Genomic DNA, 21,274 nt, shown 5'->3' on the forward strand with positions numbered 1-21,274 from the left:
CAATCGGTACCGATTCAAAGAAGAAGCCGGGCTCCTGCCCGGCTTTATTTTTTAAAATTCAAAGATCGAGCGGAAGATGCCCGGCGCGATGATCGAGATCGGATTGACGACCACCTGCGGCTGTTTCGCGCTTCCCGTAAGCTTATAGGTGATACCGATCAGGCCTCGGTCGCGGCCATTGCCCAGCAACATGCCGACGATAGGCACTTCTCCGAACAGGCGGTTCACGCCATAGGCGGGCATAAAGGTGCCGGTGATCGACATATTGCCCTGCGGATCGTAGAGCGTTCCCTGAAAAGTGGTGCCGACCGATGGCCCGCGCACCACGCCTTTCGACAGGTTGAGATAGCCATCGCCCTTTTCGATCAGCGAGAAGCCGCGTTCGACATCGACGCGCGACACATCGATGTCACGCTTTACCGCCTGGTTGAGGCTCGCGCCCCCGCTTGCAGGCGGGCTCGACACGAGCTTGGCCAGTCGCGGCTCGTTGATGATCGCAAAATTACGAGCATCGATCTGTCCGCGCAATGGACCGTCGCCCTGCGCTGCAAGGCCGACCGTTATCTTGCCGCCGCGCATCTTGTCGTAGAAGTCGAAGAAACGCAGAACCGCGCCCGCATCGTTTGACTGAAGCGAGATAGAGCGGGCATCACCCTGATCGTTATTCGTCGCGACGAAAGACTGACCGGATGAGGTCTGGGCATTGACAGAAACACCGGCAAGGCGGTTGCCGGAGCTTTCGTAGGAAATGGCGACATTGCGCAAGGACTCGCCGTTGAAGCCGCTGACTTCATCGACCTGCGCGCTTACGACCACACGTGGTCCCTTGCTTTTGCCGCTGGTGCCCTTGCCGCCCAGATCTGATGCCTGCTTGATCAAAGCGCGCGCGTCGAATTGCGATCCGCGCACGGTCACACGGTAGCCATTGGCGCCCTTGGTGGCCTTGACGGAAAGTTCGTCATTCCGGTTGAGACGCAGCTCGCTGAAATCCGCGGACTGGAAGTCGCCCTTGGCAATAGACAGATTGCCCTTCACGCCGAAGGCATCACCAGTGAAGACCAGATTGGTGATATCAATTTTGCTCTTGTCGTCCGGGTTCTGGACGAAATCGAAGGTGGCCTTGGCCGGTATGCCAGCGCCCTTGCGCCAACCGAGCCATGAAAGATCCACCTGCGTCTTGCCAAGATCGGCAGTAACGTGGCGCTTACCGCCTTCCGCCATACTCAGATCGACCGACATTGGCCCCGAAAAGACGGTGTTAAGTCCCGGAAACACCGCGTTGCGGGTCTTGTCGTCGATTTCCAACTTGATCTTCTGATCACGCTTCGCAGGCCCGGACAGATCAACGGGCTCGACCATCGTCACCTTGCCGGGCACCCCGTCGAGTTTTGCATCAGCCGTGATGACGGCGGCGGTCTGATCGACCTTGATCGTGCCCGTCGCATCGCTGACATTCGAGCCGCCAACCGGCTTTGCAATATCGAGATTATTGAAACCGATATCGGCGTTCCATTTCAAGGTGCCGGGCGGCGGATCCTTCGACACGGCGAAGCTGACCTTCACCTGTGCCTTCACATCGCCCGATACGTCTTCCGGTAGGAATGGCACATTTTTCAGGACGTCGATCGGCTTTTTACCGGCGATCTCGGCGATGGCGGAAGCATCGCCCGAAACCGTGATATCGAGATCGGAAATCACCGGTCGCTGAGGCCCCCATGGAATGATCAACATGCCGTTGGAAACGTCGGCTTTTCTGTTTTGCGCTGTATAGACAACGCCTTTGGGGAGCTTGATCGTCGTATGCGCACCGCGAACGGTGATGACGCCGTCGGCATCGCGCACCGGCGGTAATTCCCCGACAACATCCAGACGCGTATCGAACACGTTGAAATCGCCCTTGATTTCGTCGCCCGTCAGCGGCGGCGGCAGGCCCGGTCCGTTAAAGCGTCCTGCCGCGAGCGAGATGTCGATCTGGCTGTCCTTCATCATGCCGCCGTAGAGGTTTTTCAACACCCATTCCCGCGCGCCGTCGGCCACATCGATTGGCCAGAGATGTTTGGCATCTGCCACGGGCATTTTTGGAATGCGCAGCATGAAAATCATTTCAGGCGAACCGTTGCCGAAGGCCATGCCGCCCTGCCCGTAAAGCTGGCCGTTTTCGGTCTTCACATCAAGATTGGCAAACTGCACACGCAGTTGATCGGCCAGAAAACGCCCCGATATGCGGCTTGCAAAGGACAGCGGCGGTTCGGTCGATTCCGCTGGCATGCTGGTTGCCGAACTGGTCAAAACCTCAAAACGATAGGCCGGGCCATCCGGATTGCCCGTATCTTCCGGCTCGGGCCCAAATGCGCCATTGAACTGCGCCTGCAATCCGCCCAATTGCAGCTCCGATTGCTTGATCTCGATCTTTCGGCTGCCCACCTGATGCTCAAGACTCAAAAGCGCGTGGCCGCGCACATCTTCAACCCGCCCCATCTGCATGTCGATACCATCGACGCCGAGATCGACGCTAAGGCGTTCCGGCTGATCGGCTGTCGCCGCCGTTCCGGACAGCGTAACTTTCGCCTGCCCGTGCAGTTCAAAATGTGCAGGGTTGACCCTGTTATTTGCCATAACCGGCGTTACTTCGGGCGGCGAGCCGAGCGTCACGGGAATATCGTTGATGTTAAGCGTAAAGCCCTGAAGGCTGTTATCGGCCCCATTGCGATCAATCTTGCCGTCGATCGCTATTCTCTTGCCCTCCCAAAGCAATTCGCCCTTGATGGCAATCTTGCCCTGATCTTCGACCAGTCGCGCACTTTGGATATCCACGGACTGCTGCGCATCGCCGGCCTTAAAGCGGATCGTGCTGTTGAAAATGCCGATGGCGCGCGTGTCCTGCTGGCGTAAAAGCTCCACGCTCTTGCGCATGGCTGCAAAAATCTGCTCCGATACCGCATCGAAATCGACGATGCCGCGCTCATCGTAAGGCAGGGATTTCCAGAAACCGTCGCCCTTGGCCTCTGGCATATCGAAGGTCACGCCCTCGACCTCAAGCTGCGCCACGCGAACAGAGCCCGTCAGCAGCGGCAGAGGGGCCAGACCGAGACGGACGGATCGGATGCCTTTGATTTCCACGCCCTGGCTAGGGTCAGCCACGGAAACATCGCGTGCTTCCATGGCGACATGGCTATCCTGATCGAGCGATAATGCAGCGCTGCCGATCGATGCCGTAGCGCCATCGCCCAGAACGCCTATCAGGGCTTTCTGCGCTTCATTGCGTAAAAGTTCGCTGTTTACGCCACCCCGGAGAATCAGAAAACCAGCACCGCCAACCAGAACGAGCAGAATGCAGATCGAAACGAAAGCATGGGAACAACGCGACGTAAAAGACCGCCCCGTGCGCAGCGGGCTGTTTGCGAGACCATCCATACCGTCAGCGGCCAGACGCTCGATTCTATCCATTTCCCGCTTGCTGAAGCGGATTCGTTTCGGTTTCTCTGTCAACAACCCAGCCGGATATCAAGTGCTGCAATCGACGACGTTTCATAAATTGAATCACGAAACAATCGTATGGAATTGATTTTACTCGCCCTTTCCACCTGAGACAGTGCCTGCATTTCAGGCTTTGTCCCTTTTTCCGACATTTCGCCAATCTCTATAACGATGCCGTTTCCAAGGTTGCACAAGCGTCACTCGAATGCGATAGCTCGGACTGTAGCAGGTGATTTCCATGCTAATCCACAAAAGAAAGGCGCAGATATGGCTCATCCCCAAGTTGGCGAAACGGCACCGGATTTCAGCTTGCCGTCGGATGGACTTTTGGGCTGCGGCCAACTCACCCTGTCATCGCTTAAAGGCAAGCCTGTCGTCCTCTATTTCTACCCCAAGGATGACACGTCTGGCTGTACCAAGGAAGCGATTGCGTTTTCACAATTGAAGCCGGAATTCGATAAAATCGGCGCGCGGGTGATCGGCCTGTCGCCAGACAGCGCCAAGAAACATGCCAAATTTCGAGAAAAGCACGAGCTGACCGTCGATCTCGTCGCAGACGAAGAGCGTACGGCCCTCGAAGCCTATGGCGTATGGGTCGAGAAGAGCATGTATGGCCGCAAATATATGGGCGTCGAGCGCACGACCTTTCTGATCGATGCTGCTGGTCGTATCGCCCATGTCTGGAACAAGGTGAAAGTCGCCGGTCACGCCGAAGAGGTGCTTGAAGCGGCCCGCGCGCTGCCTCCTGTAACCATCTGACCGCATTTCCGCCCCGCATGGCTGGCGCAAGCCACAAATGCAAAGCTTTGTTAACCCTAATAAGTTGTAATCAAGCTTAGGGAATCGGTACGTTTTTCTGAAACGTTCCGCCAGACTTTGAGGGGCATGCGGGTGCCATGACGAATAAGCGGGCGAAAACAGCGGGAAACACGGTCTTTGGCGAACGCAAGGAACCACCTGTCGTCATTATCGCTCGCGGCGAGAAAATCAGCCATTTCACCTTTCGCCCATGGATGGCCATCGCAGGCGGAGTGGCCTTTCTGACGCTTTCAGCCGCTTATCTCGGCTCAACAGCCTATCTGGTGCTGCGTGACGATCTGATCAGTTCGGGCATTGCGCGACAAGCACGCAATCAGCAGCTTTATGAAGACCGGATTTCCTTGCTGCGCACGGAAGTCGACCGCATCACAAGCCGCCAGATGCTCGATCAGCAGGTCATGGAAAACAAGCTTGCCGAGCTGATGCAGCGCCAGCAGACGCTGAGCGCGCGCGACGGCAAGCTGGCGCCTTTGCTGGAACGGGCCTCGAAGCTGCAGCCAATGCCGGATATGCCTTCGCAGCCCGCACCCTTCGCCGAAGAGCATAGCCAGCTTATCCCCGACGAAGCGATTGGCGGGCGGGACTTTCCCGGCATCGATCCGATCATAACCGGGCCTGTGCCCACAAACGCCAAGCCGGAGCGTCGCGCCGATGCGGGACCGCTGGGCTTGCGTCTTGCTGGCGGCATGTCGGGTGAATCCACAATCGAAACCTCCGACAAGCTGCTTGCCACCATCAATCAGACCCTGCATCGCATCGAAAGCGAGCAGAATGGCAAGGTGCGCAATCTGGCCGATGCTGCTTATGAAAAAGCTGACACCATCGTCGATACGCTGAATTCCGCCGGTCTGCGCATAGAAACGTCAGACAGTGCGCATTCCGCCATGGGTGGTCCGCTGATCCCGATTTCAGCGCCCGGCACAGTCGTCAACGATTTCGACATGCAGATCCGCAACCTCGACAGCGCTCTGGAGAGGCTCGACAGCGTTCGCAAACAGATCAAGGCGATGCCGCTGGCAAATCCTGCCCCCGGAATGCCGGTAACGAGCCTTTTTGGGTATCGCAGCGATCCGTTTTTCGGGAGCGCCGCCTTCCATTCGGGCATTGATTTTCGCGCAGCCTATGGCCAGACGGTAAAAGCCACGGCGGCCGGAACGGTCATGAAGGCAGGACGCTTCGGCGGCTATGGCAATATGGTCGAGATCGACCATGGCAACGGCTTTGCCACTCGCTTCGCGCATCTCTCGCAGGTTCTGGTCCGCGACGGGCAAAAGATCGCACGCGGCACGGTCATCGGACAGGCGGGCAGCACCGGACGTTCAACCGGCAGTCATCTTCATTATGAAGTTCGCGAGAATGGTCGCCCGGTTAATCCGGTCAATTTTCTCAAGGCTGGTAAGCAGATAGAGCCGCTTCTTTAGAGCGCGTTTCGATCTGATTGGATCAGATCGGCGCTCTAATTGTTTGTTTAACGCGCATCTTTTCCGAAAACCGTTTCACACTTTTCGGGATGCGCTCTAATACATAAATGAAAACCCGGCGCTCAGACCGGGTTTTTGATATTGGCAGATTTCGAAGCGGTATCAGTCGATATCGTCGATCATTTCGCCGCCGCCCTGAATGCGATGGGCAAGCGCTGCCTCCATGAAAGGCGTCACAGCGCCGTCCAGCACTTCCTGCGGATTGGTGCTTTCCACGCCGGTGCGCAGATCCTTCACCAACTGGTATGGCTGCAGAACGTAGGACCGAATCTGATGCCCCCAGCCGATATCGGTCTTGGTGGCATTGGCTGCGTCGGTCGCTTCTTCGCGCTTCTTCAGCTCTTCCTCATACAAACGCGCGCGCAACATGGACCATGCTTTTTCACGGTTCTTGTGCTGCGAACGTTCCGCCTGACACTGCACCACGATACCGGTCGCGATATGCGTGATACGCACCGCAGAGTCCGTCGTGTTGACGTGCTGACCACCCGCACCCGATGCACGATAAGTATCGATGCGAACGTCTGCTTCCGTCACCTGCACATCGATATTGTCATCGATCACGGGATAGACCCAGATGCTGGCGAAGGAGGTATGACGGCGGGCATTAGAATCATAAGGGGAGATGCGAACGAGACGATGAACGCCCGATTCGGTTTTCATCATGCCGTATGAATTGTGCCCCTTGACGAGAATGGTCGCCGACTTGATGCCGGCTTCTTCGCCTTCGTGCACTTCCATCACCTCGACCTTGCGGCCGTTGCGTTCCGCCCAGCGCGTATACATGCGCAGCAGCATCGAGGCCCAGTCCTGGCTTTCCGTGCCGCCGGCGCCGGCATGCACTTCGACATAGGTGTCGTTCGCATCGGCTTCACCCGACAGCAGCATGTCGATCTGGCGGCGATCAATCTCGACCTTGAGTTCGCGGATGGTGTTTTCCGCGTCGTCGATGATCGACTTGTCGCCTTCCTCCTCGCCCATGGCGATGAGTTCAATGCTGTCGTTCAATGTCTGGGTAAGCTGATTGATGCCGTTTATGCTGTCTTCCAGCTGCTGGCGCTCACGCATCAGCTTCTGGGCTTCCTGGGCATCATTCCAAAGTGTGGGATCTTCGGCTCTCTGGTTGAGATAGCCGAGACGTTTTATCGCCTGATCCCAGTCAAAGATGCCTCCTCAGCAGGCTTATGGCCTGCTGGATTTCGTCAACCAGCGTCTCGATTTCCGCGCGCATGGGCAAATCGTTCCTTCAGTAATTCGTATCTCAACGGGAACATCAAACCGAACGCGAAGCCCGGCTCATCATTCCAGCGTCGGACAGTCAGTCCAAGCGCCGCGGACCATAGTCACGACGCCCCGCTGTGTAAAGGCAAAAGCCCATTATTCCAATCAGTAAAGTCCGCCGGAACCAGAGCTGATCGCGCGCGTGGCCTGCGGCGATTGCGGTGCGACAGGCGAGCCTTCGCGGAACGAATCCATACCAATAACCGAATAGCTGTCAGACGGTCCGGTGCCTGGCTTGAAGGCTTCCATGATGAGGTTCGGATCGCCTTCATTGGTGCGCATGCCGGTCTTGCGGTTGATCGCGATCAGCGTCATGCCTTCCGGCACGCGGAAGTCCGCCTTGGGCGTTCCGGCCAGCGCCTGTTCCATAAAGGACTTGAACACAGGCGCGGCCAGCCCGCCGCCGGTATTGCCGCGTCCAAGCGACGTCGGTGTATCATAGCCCATGAAGACGCCGACCACGAGATCAGGCGTAAAGCCCACGAACCATGCGTCCTTTTCGTCATTGGACGTGCCGGTCTTGCCAGCCAGCGGGCGGTCGAGGCTCTTCAGAATCTGCGCCGTACCGCGCTGAACAACGCCTTCCATCATCGAGGTGATCTGATAGGCGGTCATCGGATCCAGCACCTGATCGCGATTGTCGATCAGGGTCGGCTCTTCCTGATTGGCCCAATCCTGCGCATTGCAGCCTTCGCACTGGCGCGCATCGTGCTTGAACACAGTCTTGCCGTAGCGATCCTGAATACGGTCGATCATCGAAGGCGTGATGCTCTGGCCGCCATTGGCGATGACGGAATAGGCCGTCACCATACGCAGCACGGTGGTTTCACCAGCGCCGAGCGACATGGAAAGAACCGGCAGCATCTTGTCGTAAATGCCGAAACGTTCGGCATATTCGGCGACAAGCTTCATACCCATGTCTTGCGCCAGACGCACGGTCATCACGTTACGCGACTGCTCGATACCATAGCGAAGCGTGGACGGACCGGCGAACTTTCCGGAATAGTTCTTTGGAGCCCAAACGCCGAGCGAACCGCCCTGATTGACTTCCAGCGGGCCGTCGAGAACCACGGATGCCGGTGTGTAACCATTATCGAGGGCTGCCGAATAAACGAACGGCTTGAACGACGATCCCGGCTGGCGATAGGCCTGCGTGGCGCGGTTGAATTCTGATTCCGCATAGGAGAAACCGCCGACCATTGCCAGAACACGGCCCGTATGCGGGTCCATGGCGACGAGCGCGCCTTCCAGCTTCGGCGGTTGCTGTAACCGGTAGCCGTTGCCTTCTTTCGCGACATAGATGATATCGCCGGGATTGAGCACGCCTTCAGGCGATTTCGCGCTGCTGCGCTTGCCGCCAATATTGGTGACGCGCATCGCCCACTTCATGTCGTCGGCAGAGATAAAGGCCCGCTTGCGCTCCTTGCTGCGCGATCCGGTCGCTTCGACTTGCGGCTGTAGGCCGATATCGGCGCCCGCTGCGGAAACATTGAGCACGATGGCAAGCTGCCATTCGGGAACATCTGAATAGGACTGCATGTCGCCAAAAGCGGTGCCCCAGTCATTGCCGAGTTCGACATTCTTCAGCGGGCCGCGCCAGCCGCGCGCTTCGTCATAACGCAACAGCGCCGATTGCAGCGACTTGCGCGCTTCGGCCTGCAGGACTGGGTTCAGCGTGGTGCGAACGGACAGACCGCCTTCATAAAGGGCGTCAACGCCATATTTCTGGATGATCTGGCGACGCACTTCCTCGGTGAAATATTCCGATGCAAAGACGTAATGCGTATCGCTGCGCGACGTGACGCCGAGCGGCTGCTTCTTGGCGTCTTCTGCTTCCGCCGTCGTGATGTAGCCGTTTTCGGCCATACGATCGATCACCCAGTTGCGACGCTCCATGGCGCGGGCTGGCTGACGGAAGGGATGATAATTGTTCGGACCTTTCGGCAATGCTGCGAGATATGCGCTTTCTGCAATGTTCAGCTCGCCAACCGACTTATCGAAATAGGTCAGCGCCGCGCTCGCGATACCATAAGAGCCAAGGCCAAAGAAAATTTCGTTCAGGTAAAGTTCGAGAATGCGATCCTTGGAATAGGCCTGTTCGATGCGCATGGCCAGGATAGCTTCACGAATCTTGCGGTCATAGGTTTGGGTCGAGGACAGAAGGAAGTTTTTCGCCACCTGCTGTGTAATGGTCGACGCGCCCATCGGACGGCGACCCGATCCCATATTCTTGACGTTGGTGATAACGGCGCGTGCCAGACCGCCGAAATCGAGACCATGATGTTCGTAGAAGGTCTTGTCTTCGGCGGAGATGAAAGCAGCCTTGACCCGGTTCGGCACAGCCTGGATCGGCAGGTACATGCGGCGTTCGCGCGCAAATTCCGCCATAAGGCTACCGTCCGACGCGTGAACGCGTGTCATGACAGGCGGCTCATACTTCGCGAGCACCTCATAATCGGGCAAATCCTTGGAAAGGCTTCCCACGTAAAGGGCAACGCCGCCTGCCACCAGAAGCAACAGCACCGTTCCAATTCCGAAGAAATATCCGATAAGCCTTACCATATTCGCAGAATCCTGCCGTCAGATTAGTCCCATGATAAGCGTCAAAGCGCCAACCGCCAACCCACGAGCCTCGCAAGGTCTCATGATCTCAGGGCTTAGTGACCACCAAATGCGTCAAACGCAAGATCGTTTGTCGGTTTTAACAGAATTAACGCCTTTACGCTCAATACCCGTACAAAAATACGACAAACTGTTGCATGCGTGCATCGCTATGGTGACCATCAACCTTTCGTTACAACAGCTGGCCGCCGCAACGTTTCAAACGACTTAATTGCCAGCGCAAGCCGGTCAGCAAGTTTTTTGCGCCATTCCGGATTGCTGATCAGTTTTTCGTCTTCCGCATTCGAAAGATAGCCGATTTCGATCAGCACGGAAGGAACATCCGGCGCGCGCAGGACCTGAAACCCCGCAAAACGATGTGGATTGTTGATGAGATTCACCTGCCCCTGCAAATGTGTGATCACTTTTTCCGCAAAGCTGAGCGAGAATGTATGGGTCTCGCGGCGCGTCAAGTCGAGCAGGATATCGGCCACTTCCGGCACTTCTTCCGGCGCGGCACCGGCAAGATTGTCGGATTTGTTTTCGCGTTCCGCCATAGCGCGTGCTACGGAGTCTGACGCCTTGTCCGAGATCGTATAGACAGTCGCACCGCGAATATCGTGCTGGTTGATCGTATCCGCATGGATAGAGATGAATAGATCGGCCTCATGCTGACGTGCGATGCGCACGCGTTCGGAAAGACGAAGATAGGTATCGTCGTCGCGGGTCATCAGAACCTGAATGTTCTTTTCCTGTGCCAGGCGGTCCCGCAATTCGACGCCAAAGGCCAGCGTCAGATCTTTTTCCTTGATGCCGCTCAGGCTCTCGGCGCCGCTGTCGATGCCGCCATGGCCGGGATCGATCATCACCGTAAAGGGACGCATCTCGCTTTTGCCAGCATCCGGTGTTGCAACAGATTTGCGCTCGGTCGAACTGGTGATTTCGGAGCGCTGTTGCAGCTGTGCCGTGAATTCCCGGTCGGAAGTTGCCACAATATCCGCGACGAGACGATAGCCCGACGCGCTTTCATTCTTCAAAACGCGCAGGTCTTCGACCTTGAAGGGGCCGCGCAAGGTCAGAATGAGGCGCGAGCGCCCCTTCCCGGCCAATCCATAGCGGACATGGGAAACAAGACCTCTAGCTTCGAGACTCTTTTCATCAAAGCCGAAACGGGTCTCGGGCAGTTCGATCACCAGACGATGCGGGTTGTCGAAGAGACGCGTCGTCAGCGTCGGTTCATGGTCGAACATCACGACAATGCGGGTGCGCAGATCGTCGCCCGCCATGCGGAAGGTGAGCGCCGTCAGCGGCGTGTTATTCTGCTCGTCTGCTAAAGTGGCACCAACGTGAAAGACGCCGACAAAGAAAAACACAGCAAGCGCGAGCCATTGCCGCATGCCTGAAGATAGTGTCGTTGCTTTTTCACCGTTTCGAAAATGCATTCGCCATCACGATCGACTAATATTGAATTGGTGGCATCGAATAGCGATGCCCGCGCTTTTTATGTGCGCCTCCATGCACAACTGTCTACCCGACCCGCTGCACGCAACTGATGAAACTGTCGTACAGAACTACGGTTAACGAAGGATTTCCAGCCGCAATTGAGCCGCGAATATGACCTACGCTCGCGTTACGACGAAATTGCGATGCGGATGTCAACTGATATTCGTACTTGTCATCATGCATCCAACGCCATAAAAGCTAATGCAGGTTACGGGTTAGCTGTCAGAATCGTTTGCCGGTTTTTGAAAATGACCGGAGAGAACGAGAGCGAGAACAGTGGTTTATACGCTCACAGTCCCGGTAGCCGGAACAGAATTCAGTGGAGATGTGGCTCCCCCGCCCTCCGCTTTTGATAGGTCGATAGCGCATCATTACGCGCTGTCGCCGCCGCATCGAACTTAAAGCCGGGTCCGGCTTCAGGATAGAACGATGCGTGGATTTGAGAATTTAAGGTGTCCTTGTGCGCCCAGATGGACGCACGGCGCTTTAACGCTCGAGAAGAGCAACGAAATCGGCCCGGTCTCCGGGTCATATATTGAGGTCGTTTCGTTCGGAACAGCTATGGGTCTAGTAAGACTGACCATTGCAAGCCTGAAGACCGTGATCGCCACAAGGCCGTCGCGCGTAAAGGCAGCAGCTTATGTTCCGGCGAACCCAGAACCATCCGGCAGATGCAATACGGTTAGGTCGGCAGCCTTCAGGGCTTCGTCCGGCGCACGTGTTTTGCGTCTTCGCGCCGGCAGGAAAGACAATAATGTCCAACAAAATGCTCATCGATGCCTCCCACCCGGAGGAAACCCGCGTCATCGTTACGCGCGGCAACAAGATTGAAGAATTCGACTTCGAGTCGGAACACAAGAAGCAGCTGAAAGGCAATATTTACCTCGCGCGGGTTACGCGTGTCGAACCTTCGCTTCAGGCTGCTTTTGTGGAATATGGCGGCAACCGTCACGGTTTCCTCGCCTTTTCGGAAATCCATCCCGATTATTATCAGATTCCGGTTGCCGACCGTCTGGCTCTGCTTGAAGCGGAAGCCAAAGCGCAGCGCGCTGAAGACGACGATGAAGACGAGCCGCGCGCCCGGAACGAACGGTCGAGCGAACGCTCCGGCGAGCGTTCGGGTGAACGGTCGAATGACCGCTCGCGCCGTAATCGCCGCCGTGGCGGTCGCGACAACCAGAACAAGGCGCAGGCCAGCACTTCCGATAACGGCCTGCCCGCAGCAGAGCCCGTCGGCCCCGGTTTCGCAAATTATGTGCCGGGAACGCCCGCAAGCGCCCTGTCGCATAAGGGCGACGTGATTTCGGAAGCCGTTGATAATGGCGACGACGACGATATCGAGCACGAAGAAGACATGGTCGAATCGGTCGGCTCGGAAGACGCGCTGGAAGAGCTGCCGACGCATACCCGCACCCATCGCCGCCAGTACAACATTCAGGAAGTAATCAAGCGCCGCCAGATTCTGCTGGTGCAGGTGGTCAAGGAAGAGCGCGGCAACAAGGGTGCGGCTCTCACCACCTATCTGTCGCTGGCCGGTCGTTATTCGGTTCTGATGCCGAACACCGCGCGTGGCGGCGGCATTTCCCGCAAAATCACCCAACCGCAGGATCGCAAGCGCCTGAAGGAAATCGTCAAGGAACTCGAAGTGCCGCAGGGCATGGGCGTGATCCTGCGCACCGCTGGCGCCAATCGCACCAAGGCGGAAGTCAAGCGCGATTACGAATATCTGATGCGCCTTTGGGAAAATGTCCGCACGCTGACCCTTCAGTCGACGGCGCCTTCCCTCGTCTATGAAGAAGGCAGCCTGATCAAGCGCTCGATCCGCGATCTTTATAATAAGGACATCACGGAAATCCTTGTTTCCGGCGAGAATGGCTATCGCGAGGCCAAGGATTTCATGCGCATGCTCATGCCGAGCCATGCCAAGGTGGTCCAGCCCTACCGCGAACAGGTGCCGATCTTCACGCGCAATGGCGTCGAAGCGCAGCTCGACCGCATGTTGCTGCCGCAGGTCACGCTGAAATCGGGCGGCTATCTGATCATCAACCAGACCGAGGCGCTGGTTGCCATCGACGTCAACTCCGGTCGTTCGACACGCGAACATTCCATCGAAGACACCGCGCTCCAGACCAATCTTGAAGCAGCCGAGGAAGTGGCGCGCCAGCTGCGTCTGCGCGATCTTGCCGGTCTGATCGTCGTCGACTTCATCGACATGGAAGAAAAGCGCAACAATCGCGCTGTCGAAAAGAAGATGAAGGACTGCCTGAAAGACGACCGCGCTCGCATTCAGGTTGGTCGCATCTCGCATTTCGGCCTTCTTGAAATGTCGCGCCAGCGCATCCGTGCATCGGTGCTGGAAAGCACGATGCAGGTCTGCCAGCATTGCGGCGGCACCGGCCATGTCCGCTCCGATTCGTCCATGGCCCTGCATATCATTCGCGGCATCGAAGATTATCTGCTGCGTCATTCGGGCTTTGACATCAATGTTCGCACGCCAGCAGCTTCGGCGCTATATGTGCTGAACCACAAGCGCCAGTTGCTGGCCGATCTCGAAGGCCGCTTTGGCGTTGCCATCAGCATCGACGCCGACGAAAGCGTCGGTCACCAGCATTTTGCTATCGACAAGGGCGCGCCGTCCACCCGTCCGGTGACACAGCCGCCTGTCCAGCCGATGGCCTATATTGAAGACGACTTCGAAGATCCTGAGATTCCGGTCGAGGAAGACGAGGAAGAAGAAGACGTCAAGGCCGAAGCACCGGCCCGTGAAGAACGCAGCGAAGAAGGAGATCGCAAGCGTCGCCGTCGTCGCCGTCGTCGTGGCGGAAAGGATCGCGATAGCCGCGAACAGACCGCTCAGGACGATCCCGGTTCCGAGGACGCCGAAGACGATGCGGATGAAGGCGAAGCTTCTGAAGCGCGTTCGGATGCCACATTGAGCGAAGATGATCGCCGCAAGAAGCGCCGTCGTGGTCGTCGCGGCGGACGCAAGAACCGTCGTGAAGACGAAGTGCGCGGTCGCAAGGTTCCGGATCCGGAATTTGTCGGGTATACGCCGGTTCTGCCGGTGAAGGCCGAAGCGGCTATCGAAGCTACCGCTGCCGAAGTCGCGGCTGCCAAGGCTGAAATCGTTGAGGTTGTGGAAGCGGTTGTTGTCGCATCGGAAGCTGGCGAAGTGCCTGCTTCGGTCGAAGACGAAAAGCCAGCCAAGGCTACCCGCAAGCCGCGTGCCCGCAAGTCTGTAAAGACTGAAGAAGCCGCAGACGAAGTGGTTGCAGCTGAAGTGGAGGAAGCGCCTGCCAAACCAGCGCGGAAGACCACCCGGTCTCGCAAGAAGGTCGATGACTCGGCAGCGGAAGCTGTAGAAGCAACGGAAGCCGTCGAAGCTGAAAAGCCGAAGCGCCGTACCCGTAAAGCGGTCGCGAAGCCGGTAGCGGTTGAAGAATCTGCCGACGAGGCTGTTGAAGCTGAAGTAGCAGTCGAAGAAGCCAAGAGCGCGGAGCCTGTCGTCACCTCGAGCGAGAGCGACGAACAGAAGCCGAAGCGCGGTGGCTGGTGGCAGAAGAAGGGTTTCTTCTAAGCCCTGCCCGACATCAGAAATAAAAAACCGGCGGAAACGCCGGTTTTTTTGCATCTTTGGTTTCAGGCTGACTGTTGCGGAAGCCACTCTTCCAGACGGCGAACCGCTTCCTGCATTTCCTCGACTTTTCCTGCATAGGAAAAGCGCATGGTGCGGTGGCCATCCAGCGGGTCGAAATCGCGGCCCGGTGTTGCGGCGATGTTGATCTCCGCAATCATCTTGCGGGCGAACTCCATGCTGTCATTGGTGAAGCGCGAAACATCGCAATAGGCATAGAACGCGCCGTCCATCGGTGCCGCCAGTTTCAGGCCCATTTGCGGCAGATGTTCCAGCAGGATGGCGCGGTTCTGGCGATAGCGATCCTTGATGCGCTCCAGCTCGGCGGTGGCGTGGAAAGCCTCTATGGCTGCGCGCTGCGAAAGTTCTGGTGCGGAAATATAAAGGCTCTGGCTGAGCCGCTCGATAGCGCGAACATCGCCTTCCGGCAGAACCATCCAGCCGATGCGCCAGCCCGTCATGCAATAATATTTCGAAAACGAATTGATGATCGTGACATCGTCGGCGATTTCAAGCGCCGTCACATCGTCGGTTTCATAGGAAAGCCGGTGATAGATTTCGTCCGAAATCACGCGAATACCGAGCGACCGGGCCGTATCGATGACGGCCTTCAACTCAGGCTTGGCGATCACTGCGCCTGTCGGATTGGCTGGGCTTGCAAAGAGCACGCCCTTCAGCGGCTTTTCGGCATGCGCTGCGGCTAGTGCCTCCGCCGTCAGAGCCGCCGATGTGCCATTGCCGGTCGGAATTTCCACCACTTCCAGCCCGAGTGCCGTCAGAATATTGCGGTAGGCCGGATAGCCGGGCCGTGTGATCGCCACCCGGTCACCCGGATCGAAATAGACGACGAACGCCAGATTGAAAGCTGCTGAAGAGCCCGTCGTCACGGCGATCCGGTCCGCCGAAACGGAAACGCCGTAATGATCGGCATAATGCGCGGCAATTGCCTCACGCAGTTCAACCAGCCCCAGCGCGTCCGTATAGCCGATGCGCCCGTCTTTCAGTGCCTGCTCGGCGGCCTGCCGCACGATTTGCGGCGCCGGGTCTGCGGGCTGGCCAACCGCCATGGAAATGATCGGATGACCTGCGGCGCGGCGGCGGTTGGCTTCCGCCAGAACGTCCATAGCGTGGAATGGCTCGACCGCACTGCGACTAGAAAGACTGATCAACTTTACCTCCAGAACATTGCAGGCGCTCCACCGGAGCCGCCACATGGACAGAACACAACATCACCGCCGTATAAACGCCGGATTGCTAAAGCAACAGCGCTTTTAAGAAATTGGGTGCATTGTCCTGAATGAATGTTTGCGAAGGACACCCATAGCGCGGTGGTCATGCGCTTTTGGGTCTAAAGATTGATGGCAATAATATCGGAATTGACCGGATATGAAAGTCAGCAGAGATTGCACGCCCGATATTCGGCTTTTTAGATCGTGCTGCCCTGTCGAGATATCGTTTAAAAAGCGCCCGGACGGATATAAGGTCCTGAACCGGAACTTGTTTCCCGTTACGATGATTGAACCGATGCGAGATTCGCGAAAGATCACGAGGAGGACGACGAGCATTATGGCAGCATTGATCGCGCCTTTCCCGACTGGAAGTTTTTCCTTCGGAAGATTCCTTCGCCGTTCTGTAGCTGCATTCTCGGCCCTTGCGGTCGCAGCTACGGGCGTTGTACCCACATCTGCGCAGTCACGCGGCGTACCAATCGTGCGCGACGCGGAAATTGAGGCGCTTGTTGCAGATTATGCCGCGCCGATCCTAAAGGCCGCCGGTCTTTCCAGCCGCGGCGTGCGCGTGATCCTCGTTAATTCGCCGAGCTTCAACGCCTTTGTCGATGGGCGGCGCATTTTCATCAATACCGGCGCCATCATGCAGGCCGATACGCCCAATGAAATCATCGGTGTGATCGCGCATGAGGCGGGCCATTTGGCCGGTGGGCATCAGGATCGCCTGCGTGAGCAGTTGAGCCGTGCGCGGACCATGGCGGTGATTGGCATGCTGCTGGGTGTGGGTGCCGGCGTAGCGGGTGCTGCGGCAGGCAGCGGCTCGGCTGCTGGTGCCGGCGGCGGCATCGCGCTCGGCAGCGCCGAAGCGGCAATGCGTACCCTGCTCAGCTATCAGCGCACCGAGGAAATGACGGCCGACCGCATGGCGGTCAATTATCTCAACGCGACCGGGCAGTCGTCGAAGGGCATGCTGGATACGTTCCAGCGTTTTGCCTCTGCGCTTTCCCTGTCAGGCACGCAGATCGATCAATACCGCATCAGCCACCCGCTGCCGCGCGAACGTATCGCCAATCTGGAAGAACTGGCCCGGAAGAGCCCCAACTTCAACAAGACGGATTCGCCCGCACTGCAATTGCGTCACGACATGGCGCGGGCCAAGATTGCCGCCTATTCGGGCGATATGGGCGCGCTGCAACGCATGTTCCGGAGCAATGCCGGGGGACTTCCCGCGCGCTATGGCAGTGCGATCACGACCTATTTGAATGGCTCGGCGCGTTCCGCCCAGCCCAAATTCGATGCGCTCATCAAGGAGCAACCGAAGAACCCTTATTTCTATGAAATGCGGGGCGAGGTTCTCATCAAGGCGAATGATGCTGCCGGTGCCGCAAAGGCTTTCCAGACCGCCGTATCGCTCGATCCGCGCAAGTCGCCCTTGCTGCGCATGAGTTACGGACGCGCACTCATGCTGACAGGCGCCAAGGCAAACATGCCCACCGCAATCAAGGAGATCAAGGCGGGTATCGCTTCCGATCCCGAGTTTCCAGGCGGCTACGGATATCTGGCGCAAGCCTATGGGCAGCAGGGCAGCATGGGACTTGCAGACCTTGCAACCGCCGACATGAACTTCTATTCGGGCAAACTACAGGATGCCCAGATATTCGCGATCCGCGCGCAGAAGCAGCTGAAATCCGGCTCGCCGGACTGGTTGCGTGCGCAGGACATCATCAACACGAAGAAAAGCAAATAACCCCACGCATTGGTCTTCGTCCATCGGCAAGGGGGCGTAATTTTAGAAAGATTGGAATTTCAAAATGAACAAAGCAGTTTCCATCACGCTGGTGAGTGGCGTTGTCGGTCTGGCAGCGTTGGCTCTTGGCTATGGCGCAGGCCTGTCGCGCCATGCGGCTGCGCCGGTCGCGGCCACAGCGACGGCTGAAGCACCTCTTAATCAGAAGGCCATTGAAAATGTGGTGCGCAACTATCTTCTCCAGAATCCGGAACTGATGCTGGAAGTGCAGAGCGCGCTGGAAACCAAGCAGGCGCATGAGGCGCAGGAACAGGTCAAGAAGGTTTTGGCCGCCAATCAGAGCGCGCTTTACAATCCGCAGCATGATGCGGTCTTCGGCAATCCGAATGGCGACGTCACCGTCTATGAGTTCTTCGATTATAATTGCGGCTATTGCAAACGCGCCCTGCCCGACATGCAGGCCATCCTGAAAAACGATCCGAATGTTCGTTTCGTCATGAAGGAATTCCCGATCCTCGGCCCGGACTCGGTAAAGGCGCATATTGTTGCCCAGGCCTTCAAGGCGCTGATGCCGGAAAAATATGCTGAATTCCACGGTGTATTGCTCGGCGCACAGGAGCGCGCCACCGAAGCCTCCGCCATTGCCGATGCCGTCAAGCTTGGCGCTGATGAAACTGCGCTGCGCGAAAAGATGAAAGATCCAGCAATCACCGGCGCATTCCAGGATACCTATCAGCTGGCCACGCAGCTCAACATCACCGGCACACCGTCCTATATCATCGGCAGCGAGCTGGTGCCGGGCGCCATCGGCGTCGATGGTCTGGTGGAGAGAATCGCCGCGGCACGCACCGCCGCCAAGAAGTAAAATGAGAGCTGGTGCCCGATGGCTTTCTTTTTGAAGCCTATCGGGCACAGGCTTATCAAAAACGGGTGATGACGGGCGCTTGAAGAAAAAAGGCCGTAATGCCGGTGCATCTCGCAAAGAATAGCGGGAAAAACCGGTCAGGCATAACTTCTGCACTGAATTATAGGGTTTCGGCTTGCATCCAAGCTCTCTATATGGAAAGCGAAGTGTTACTGAATTTTCGTGGTAACGCGATATCGGCTGCAAAGGATTTGGCGCGGACACAAATGACAAAGACGGTTTTTGTTCTCAACGGTCCCAATCTCAATCTTCTGGGAAAGCGTGAACCGGGAATTTACGGCGTTGCGACGCTTGCCGATATTGAAGCGGCTTGCAAAGGCGAGGCCGGTTCTCTCGATCTCGAAGTTGATTTCCGCCAGTCCAACTATGAAGGCGATCTGGTCACCTGGATTCAGGAAGCGGGCGAAAAAGACGCCTATGTCCTGATCAACCCGGCAGCCTACAGCCACACTTCAATTGCCATTCACGACGCGATCCGCTCAGCGAAGGTCACAGTCGTGGAAGTGCATCTTTCGAATATTCATACGCGTGAGGCCTTCCGGCATCACTCTTACGTATCCGCAGTCGCCAAAGGCGTCATTTGCGGCTTTGGCGCGGAAGGGTATCTGCTCGGCCTACGCGCGCTCGCGGCAATTGCCAAAGAACAAGAACACAACGGGCAAAGCGTAAAAGGGGCCTGATATGTCCAGCAAAAACACTGTCATAGACAAAGAAACCATCCGCGATCTGGCGGATATCCTCAACGATACCGACCTTACCGATATCGAAATCGAACATGGCGATCTGCGCATTCGCGTTTCGCGCAATGTAACGGTTCAGGCCGCAGCGACCGTCTATCCCGCCGCCGCACCGGCTGCTGTTGCAGCACCTGCTGCCGCCGCTCCCGTTGCTGCTGAGCCAACCAAGGCTGAACTGGCAAAGAACGCCGTTCCGTCGCCGATGGTTGGCACCGCTTATCTTGCTCCGGCACCGGGCGCACGCAACTTCATCGAAGTCGGCACGCAGGTGAAGGAAGGCCAGACCCTTCTCATCATCGAAGCCATGAAGACCATGAACCAGATCCCCGCCCCGCGCGCCGGTACGGTCAAGGCCATTCTGATCGAGGACGCCCAGCCGGTTGAATACAACGAACCTCTCGTCGTGATCGAATAAGCGTCGTTCAACCCTTGTTTGACGCGTCTTCACTTCACGAAACGGGAACTGGCAGCAAGCGCATGTTTCAAAAGATCCTCATAGCCAATCGTGGCGAAATCGCCCTTCGCGTGCTCAGAGCCTGTAAGGAACTGGGCATCAAGACGGTCGCCGTTCACTCCACGGCAGATGCCGACGCGATGCATGTCCGTCTGGCGGATGAAAGTGTTTGTATTGGCCCGCCGCCATCGCGCGACAGCTATCTGAACATTCATCAGATCGTTGCCGCCTGCGAGATCACCGGTGCCGACGCGATCCATCCGGGCTACGGCTTCCTGTCCGAGAACGCCAAGTTCGCGGAAATTCTCGAAGCGCACAACATTACCTTCATCGGCCCCACCGCCTCGCATATCCGCATCATGGGCGACAAGATCGAAGCCAAGCGCACGGCCAAGCGCCTTGGCATTCCGGTCGTTCCGGGTTCGGATGGCGGCATCACAGACGATGTTGAAGCTGCCCGTGTAGCCAAGGAAATCGGCTTCCCGGTCATCATCAAGGCTTCGGCCGGTGGTGGCGGTCGCGGCATGAAAGTGGCGCGCACCGAGGAAGACCTGTCGGTTGCGCTCGCAACTGCGCGCTCCGAGGCTGCTGCCGCTTTCGGTGACGACGCGGTCTATATCGAGAAATATCTCGAAAAGCCGCGTCACATCGAAGTTCAGGTCATGGGCGACGGCGCGGGCAACGCGATCCATCTGGGCGAACGCGACTGCTCCTTGCAGCGGCGTCACCAGAAGGTCTGGGAAGAAGCCAACTCTCCGGCTCTCAACGCGGAAGCACGCGACAGGATCGGCATGATCTGCGCCAACGCTATTGCCGAGCTTGGCTATCGCGGTGCAGGCACGATCGAGTTCCTTTATGAAAACGGCGAGTTCTATTTCATTGAAATGAACACCCGTTTGCAGGTGGAACATCCGGTCACGGAAGCCATCACCGGCATCGATCTCGTGCATGAGCAGATTCGCGTTGCGGCAGGTCTCGGTCTTTCGGTGAAGCAGAAGGACGTGCGTTTCTCTGGCCACGCCATTGAATGCCGCATCAATGCGGAAGACCCGCGTAACTTCACGCCGTCACCGGGTCTCATCACCCACTACCATACGCCTGGTGGCCTCGGCATCCGTGTGGATTCCGGCGTTTATTCCGGCTACCGCATTCCGCCATATTACGACAGCCTCATCGGCAAGCTCATCGTGCATGGACGCAACCGCGTCGAATGCATGATGCGTCTGCGCCGCGCGCTGGACGAGTTCGTGGTGGACGGTGTCAAGACGACCCTGCCCCTGTTCCAGGAGCTGATTGGAAATCAGGACATCGCCAATGGCGCCTATGATATCCACTGGCTCGAAAAATATCTTGCCAGCCAGTCCGAAAGCGAAGGCGCTTAAATAA

General features: G+C 57.4%; 13 protein-coding genes and 1 pseudogene. 8 read left to right on the forward strand and 6 right to left on the reverse strand.

Translation table 11 applies throughout. From position 1 onward, the window contains the following. Nucleotides 1–51: 51 nt before the first annotated feature. On the reverse strand, nt 52–3,447 hold the full coding sequence (locus tag JAU75_RS02565; protein WP_199054324.1) for a DUF3971 domain-containing protein: 3,396 nt from the start codon (nt 3,445–3,447) through the stop codon (nt 52–54). 297 nt (nt 3,448–3,744) lie between these two features. Here JAU75_RS02565 and JAU75_RS02570 point away from each other — a divergent pair, with 297 nt between their 5' ends. Together JAU75_RS02570 and JAU75_RS02575 are read left to right on the forward strand one after the other, a co-directional pair. Then, complete coding sequence (locus JAU75_RS02570; RefSeq protein ID WP_199054328.1) at nt 3,745–4,236, forward strand: peroxiredoxin; 492 nt, start codon at nt 3,745–3,747, stop codon at nt 4,234–4,236. A gap of 137 nt (nt 4,237–4,373) precedes the next feature. Further along, nucleotides 4,374–5,717, forward strand: coding sequence for a M23 family metallopeptidase (locus JAU75_RS02575; RefSeq protein WP_199054331.1), 1,344 nt, complete (start codon nt 4,374–4,376; stop codon nt 5,715–5,717). A 162-nt stretch (nt 5,718–5,879) separates the two neighbouring features. Here the strand turns inward: JAU75_RS02575 and prfB are convergent. The 4 genes and pseudogenes from prfB to JAU75_RS02595 all read right to left on the reverse strand — a co-directional run. Next, a protein-coding gene (prfB, locus tag JAU75_RS02580) for a peptide chain release factor 2 (RefSeq protein ID WP_199054333.1) occupies nt 5,880–7,008 on the reverse strand; the annotation gives its coding sequence in 2 pieces (ribosomal slippage) (nt 5,880–6,938 and nt 6,940–7,008; 1,128 coding nt in all). 155 nt (nt 7,009–7,163) lie between these two features. Then, nucleotides 7,164–9,620, reverse strand: coding sequence for a penicillin-binding protein 1A (locus JAU75_RS02585; protein ID WP_199054335.1), 2,457 nt, complete (start codon nt 9,618–9,620; stop codon nt 7,164–7,166). A 221-nt stretch (nt 9,621–9,841) separates the two neighbouring features. Beyond that, a complete protein-coding gene (locus JAU75_RS02590) occupies nt 9,842–10,945 on the reverse strand; it encodes an N-acetylmuramoyl-L-alanine amidase (RefSeq protein ID WP_247880378.1) in 1,104 nt (367 codons plus the stop codon). A 789-nt stretch (nt 10,946–11,734) separates the two neighbouring features. Continuing rightward, nucleotides 11,735–11,914, reverse strand: a pseudogene (locus tag JAU75_RS02595) (hypothetical protein); the annotation flags it as partial. Between the two features lie 2 nt (nt 11,915–11,916). On the opposite strand from JAU75_RS02595, the gene JAU75_RS02600 reads away from it, so the two are divergent. After that, nucleotides 11,917–14,739 (forward strand): ribonuclease E/G, encoded by a 2,823-nt coding sequence (locus tag JAU75_RS02600; protein ID WP_199054340.1) that lies wholly within the window; start codon nt 11,917–11,919, stop codon nt 14,737–14,739. Between the two features lie 62 nt (nt 14,740–14,801). Here the strand turns inward: JAU75_RS02600 and JAU75_RS02605 are convergent, their stop codons facing one another. Then, complete coding sequence (locus JAU75_RS02605; RefSeq protein WP_199054342.1) at nt 14,802–15,965, reverse strand: aminotransferase class I/II-fold pyridoxal phosphate-dependent enzyme; 1,164 nt, start codon at nt 15,963–15,965, stop codon at nt 14,802–14,804. Nucleotides 15,966–16,362: 397 nt separating this feature from the next. Here JAU75_RS02605 and JAU75_RS02610 point away from each other — a divergent pair, with 397 nt between their 5' ends. From JAU75_RS02610 to accC, 5 genes are all read left to right on the forward strand, one after another. Next, nucleotides 16,363–17,772 carry a M48 family metalloprotease gene (locus JAU75_RS02610; RefSeq protein ID WP_199054344.1) on the forward strand — a complete coding sequence of 470 codons (1,410 nt, stop codon included), beginning with the start codon at nt 16,363–16,365 and terminating at the stop codon, nt 17,770–17,772. A gap of 64 nt (nt 17,773–17,836) precedes the next feature. Next, nucleotides 17,837–18,637, forward strand: a complete 801-nt coding sequence (locus JAU75_RS02615; RefSeq protein WP_199054345.1) for a DsbA family protein — start codon at nt 17,837–17,839, stop codon at nt 18,635–18,637. 266 nt (nt 18,638–18,903) lie between these two features. Beyond that, entirely contained in the window at nt 18,904–19,377 is a 474-nt protein-coding gene (aroQ, locus tag JAU75_RS02620; protein WP_199054347.1) for a type II 3-dehydroquinate dehydratase, read from the forward strand. 1 nt (nt 19,378) lies between these two features. Next, entirely contained in the window at nt 19,379–19,849 is a 471-nt protein-coding gene (accB, locus tag JAU75_RS02625; protein WP_199054349.1) for an acetyl-CoA carboxylase biotin carboxyl carrier protein, read from the forward strand. 62 nt (nt 19,850–19,911) lie between these two features. Then, complete coding sequence (gene accC, locus JAU75_RS02630; protein WP_199054350.1) at nt 19,912–21,270, forward strand: acetyl-CoA carboxylase biotin carboxylase subunit; 1,359 nt, start codon at nt 19,912–19,914, stop codon at nt 21,268–21,270. The last annotated feature ends 4 nt before the right edge of the window (nt 21,271–21,274 follow it).

Origin of the sequence: Ochrobactrum sp. Q0168, from assembly GCF_016427605.1 — a bacterium.
Lineage (GTDB): Bacteria > Pseudomonadota > Alphaproteobacteria > Rhizobiales > Rhizobiaceae > Brucella.

Bases quoted from the DNA above. Each gene is read 5' to 3' on its own strand.
- JAU75_RS02590 (WP_247880378.1), bottom strand. From the start codon at position 10,945: ATGGCGGGCGACGATCTGCGCACCCGCATTGTCGTGATGTTCGACCAT.
- JAU75_RS02610 (WP_199054344.1), top strand. From the start codon at position 16,363: ATGGCAGCATTGATCGCGCCTTTCCCGACTGGAAGTTTTTCCTTCGGA.
- JAU75_RS02585 (WP_199054335.1), bottom strand. From the start codon at position 9,620: ATGGTAAGGCTTATCGGATATTTCTTCGGAATTGGAACGGTGCTGTTG.
- JAU75_RS02600 (WP_199054340.1), top strand. From the start codon at position 11,917: ATGTCCAACAAAATGCTCATCGATGCCTCCCACCCGGAGGAAACCCGC.
- JAU75_RS02570 (WP_199054328.1), top strand. From the start codon at position 3,745: ATGGCTCATCCCCAAGTTGGCGAAACGGCACCGGATTTCAGCTTGCCG.
- aroQ (WP_199054347.1), top strand. From the start codon at position 18,904: ATGACAAAGACGGTTTTTGTTCTCAACGGTCCCAATCTCAATCTTCTG.
- JAU75_RS02615 (WP_199054345.1), top strand. From the start codon at position 17,837: ATGAACAAAGCAGTTTCCATCACGCTGGTGAGTGGCGTTGTCGGTCTG.
- JAU75_RS02565 (WP_199054324.1), bottom strand. From the start codon at position 3,447: ATGGATAGAATCGAGCGTCTGGCCGCTGACGGTATGGATGGTCTCGCA.
- accB (WP_199054349.1), top strand. From the start codon at position 19,379: ATGTCCAGCAAAAACACTGTCATAGACAAAGAAACCATCCGCGATCTG.
- accC (WP_199054350.1), top strand. From the start codon at position 19,912: ATGTTTCAAAAGATCCTCATAGCCAATCGTGGCGAAATCGCCCTTCGC.
- JAU75_RS02575 (WP_199054331.1), top strand. From the start codon at position 4,374: ATGACGAATAAGCGGGCGAAAACAGCGGGAAACACGGTCTTTGGCGAA.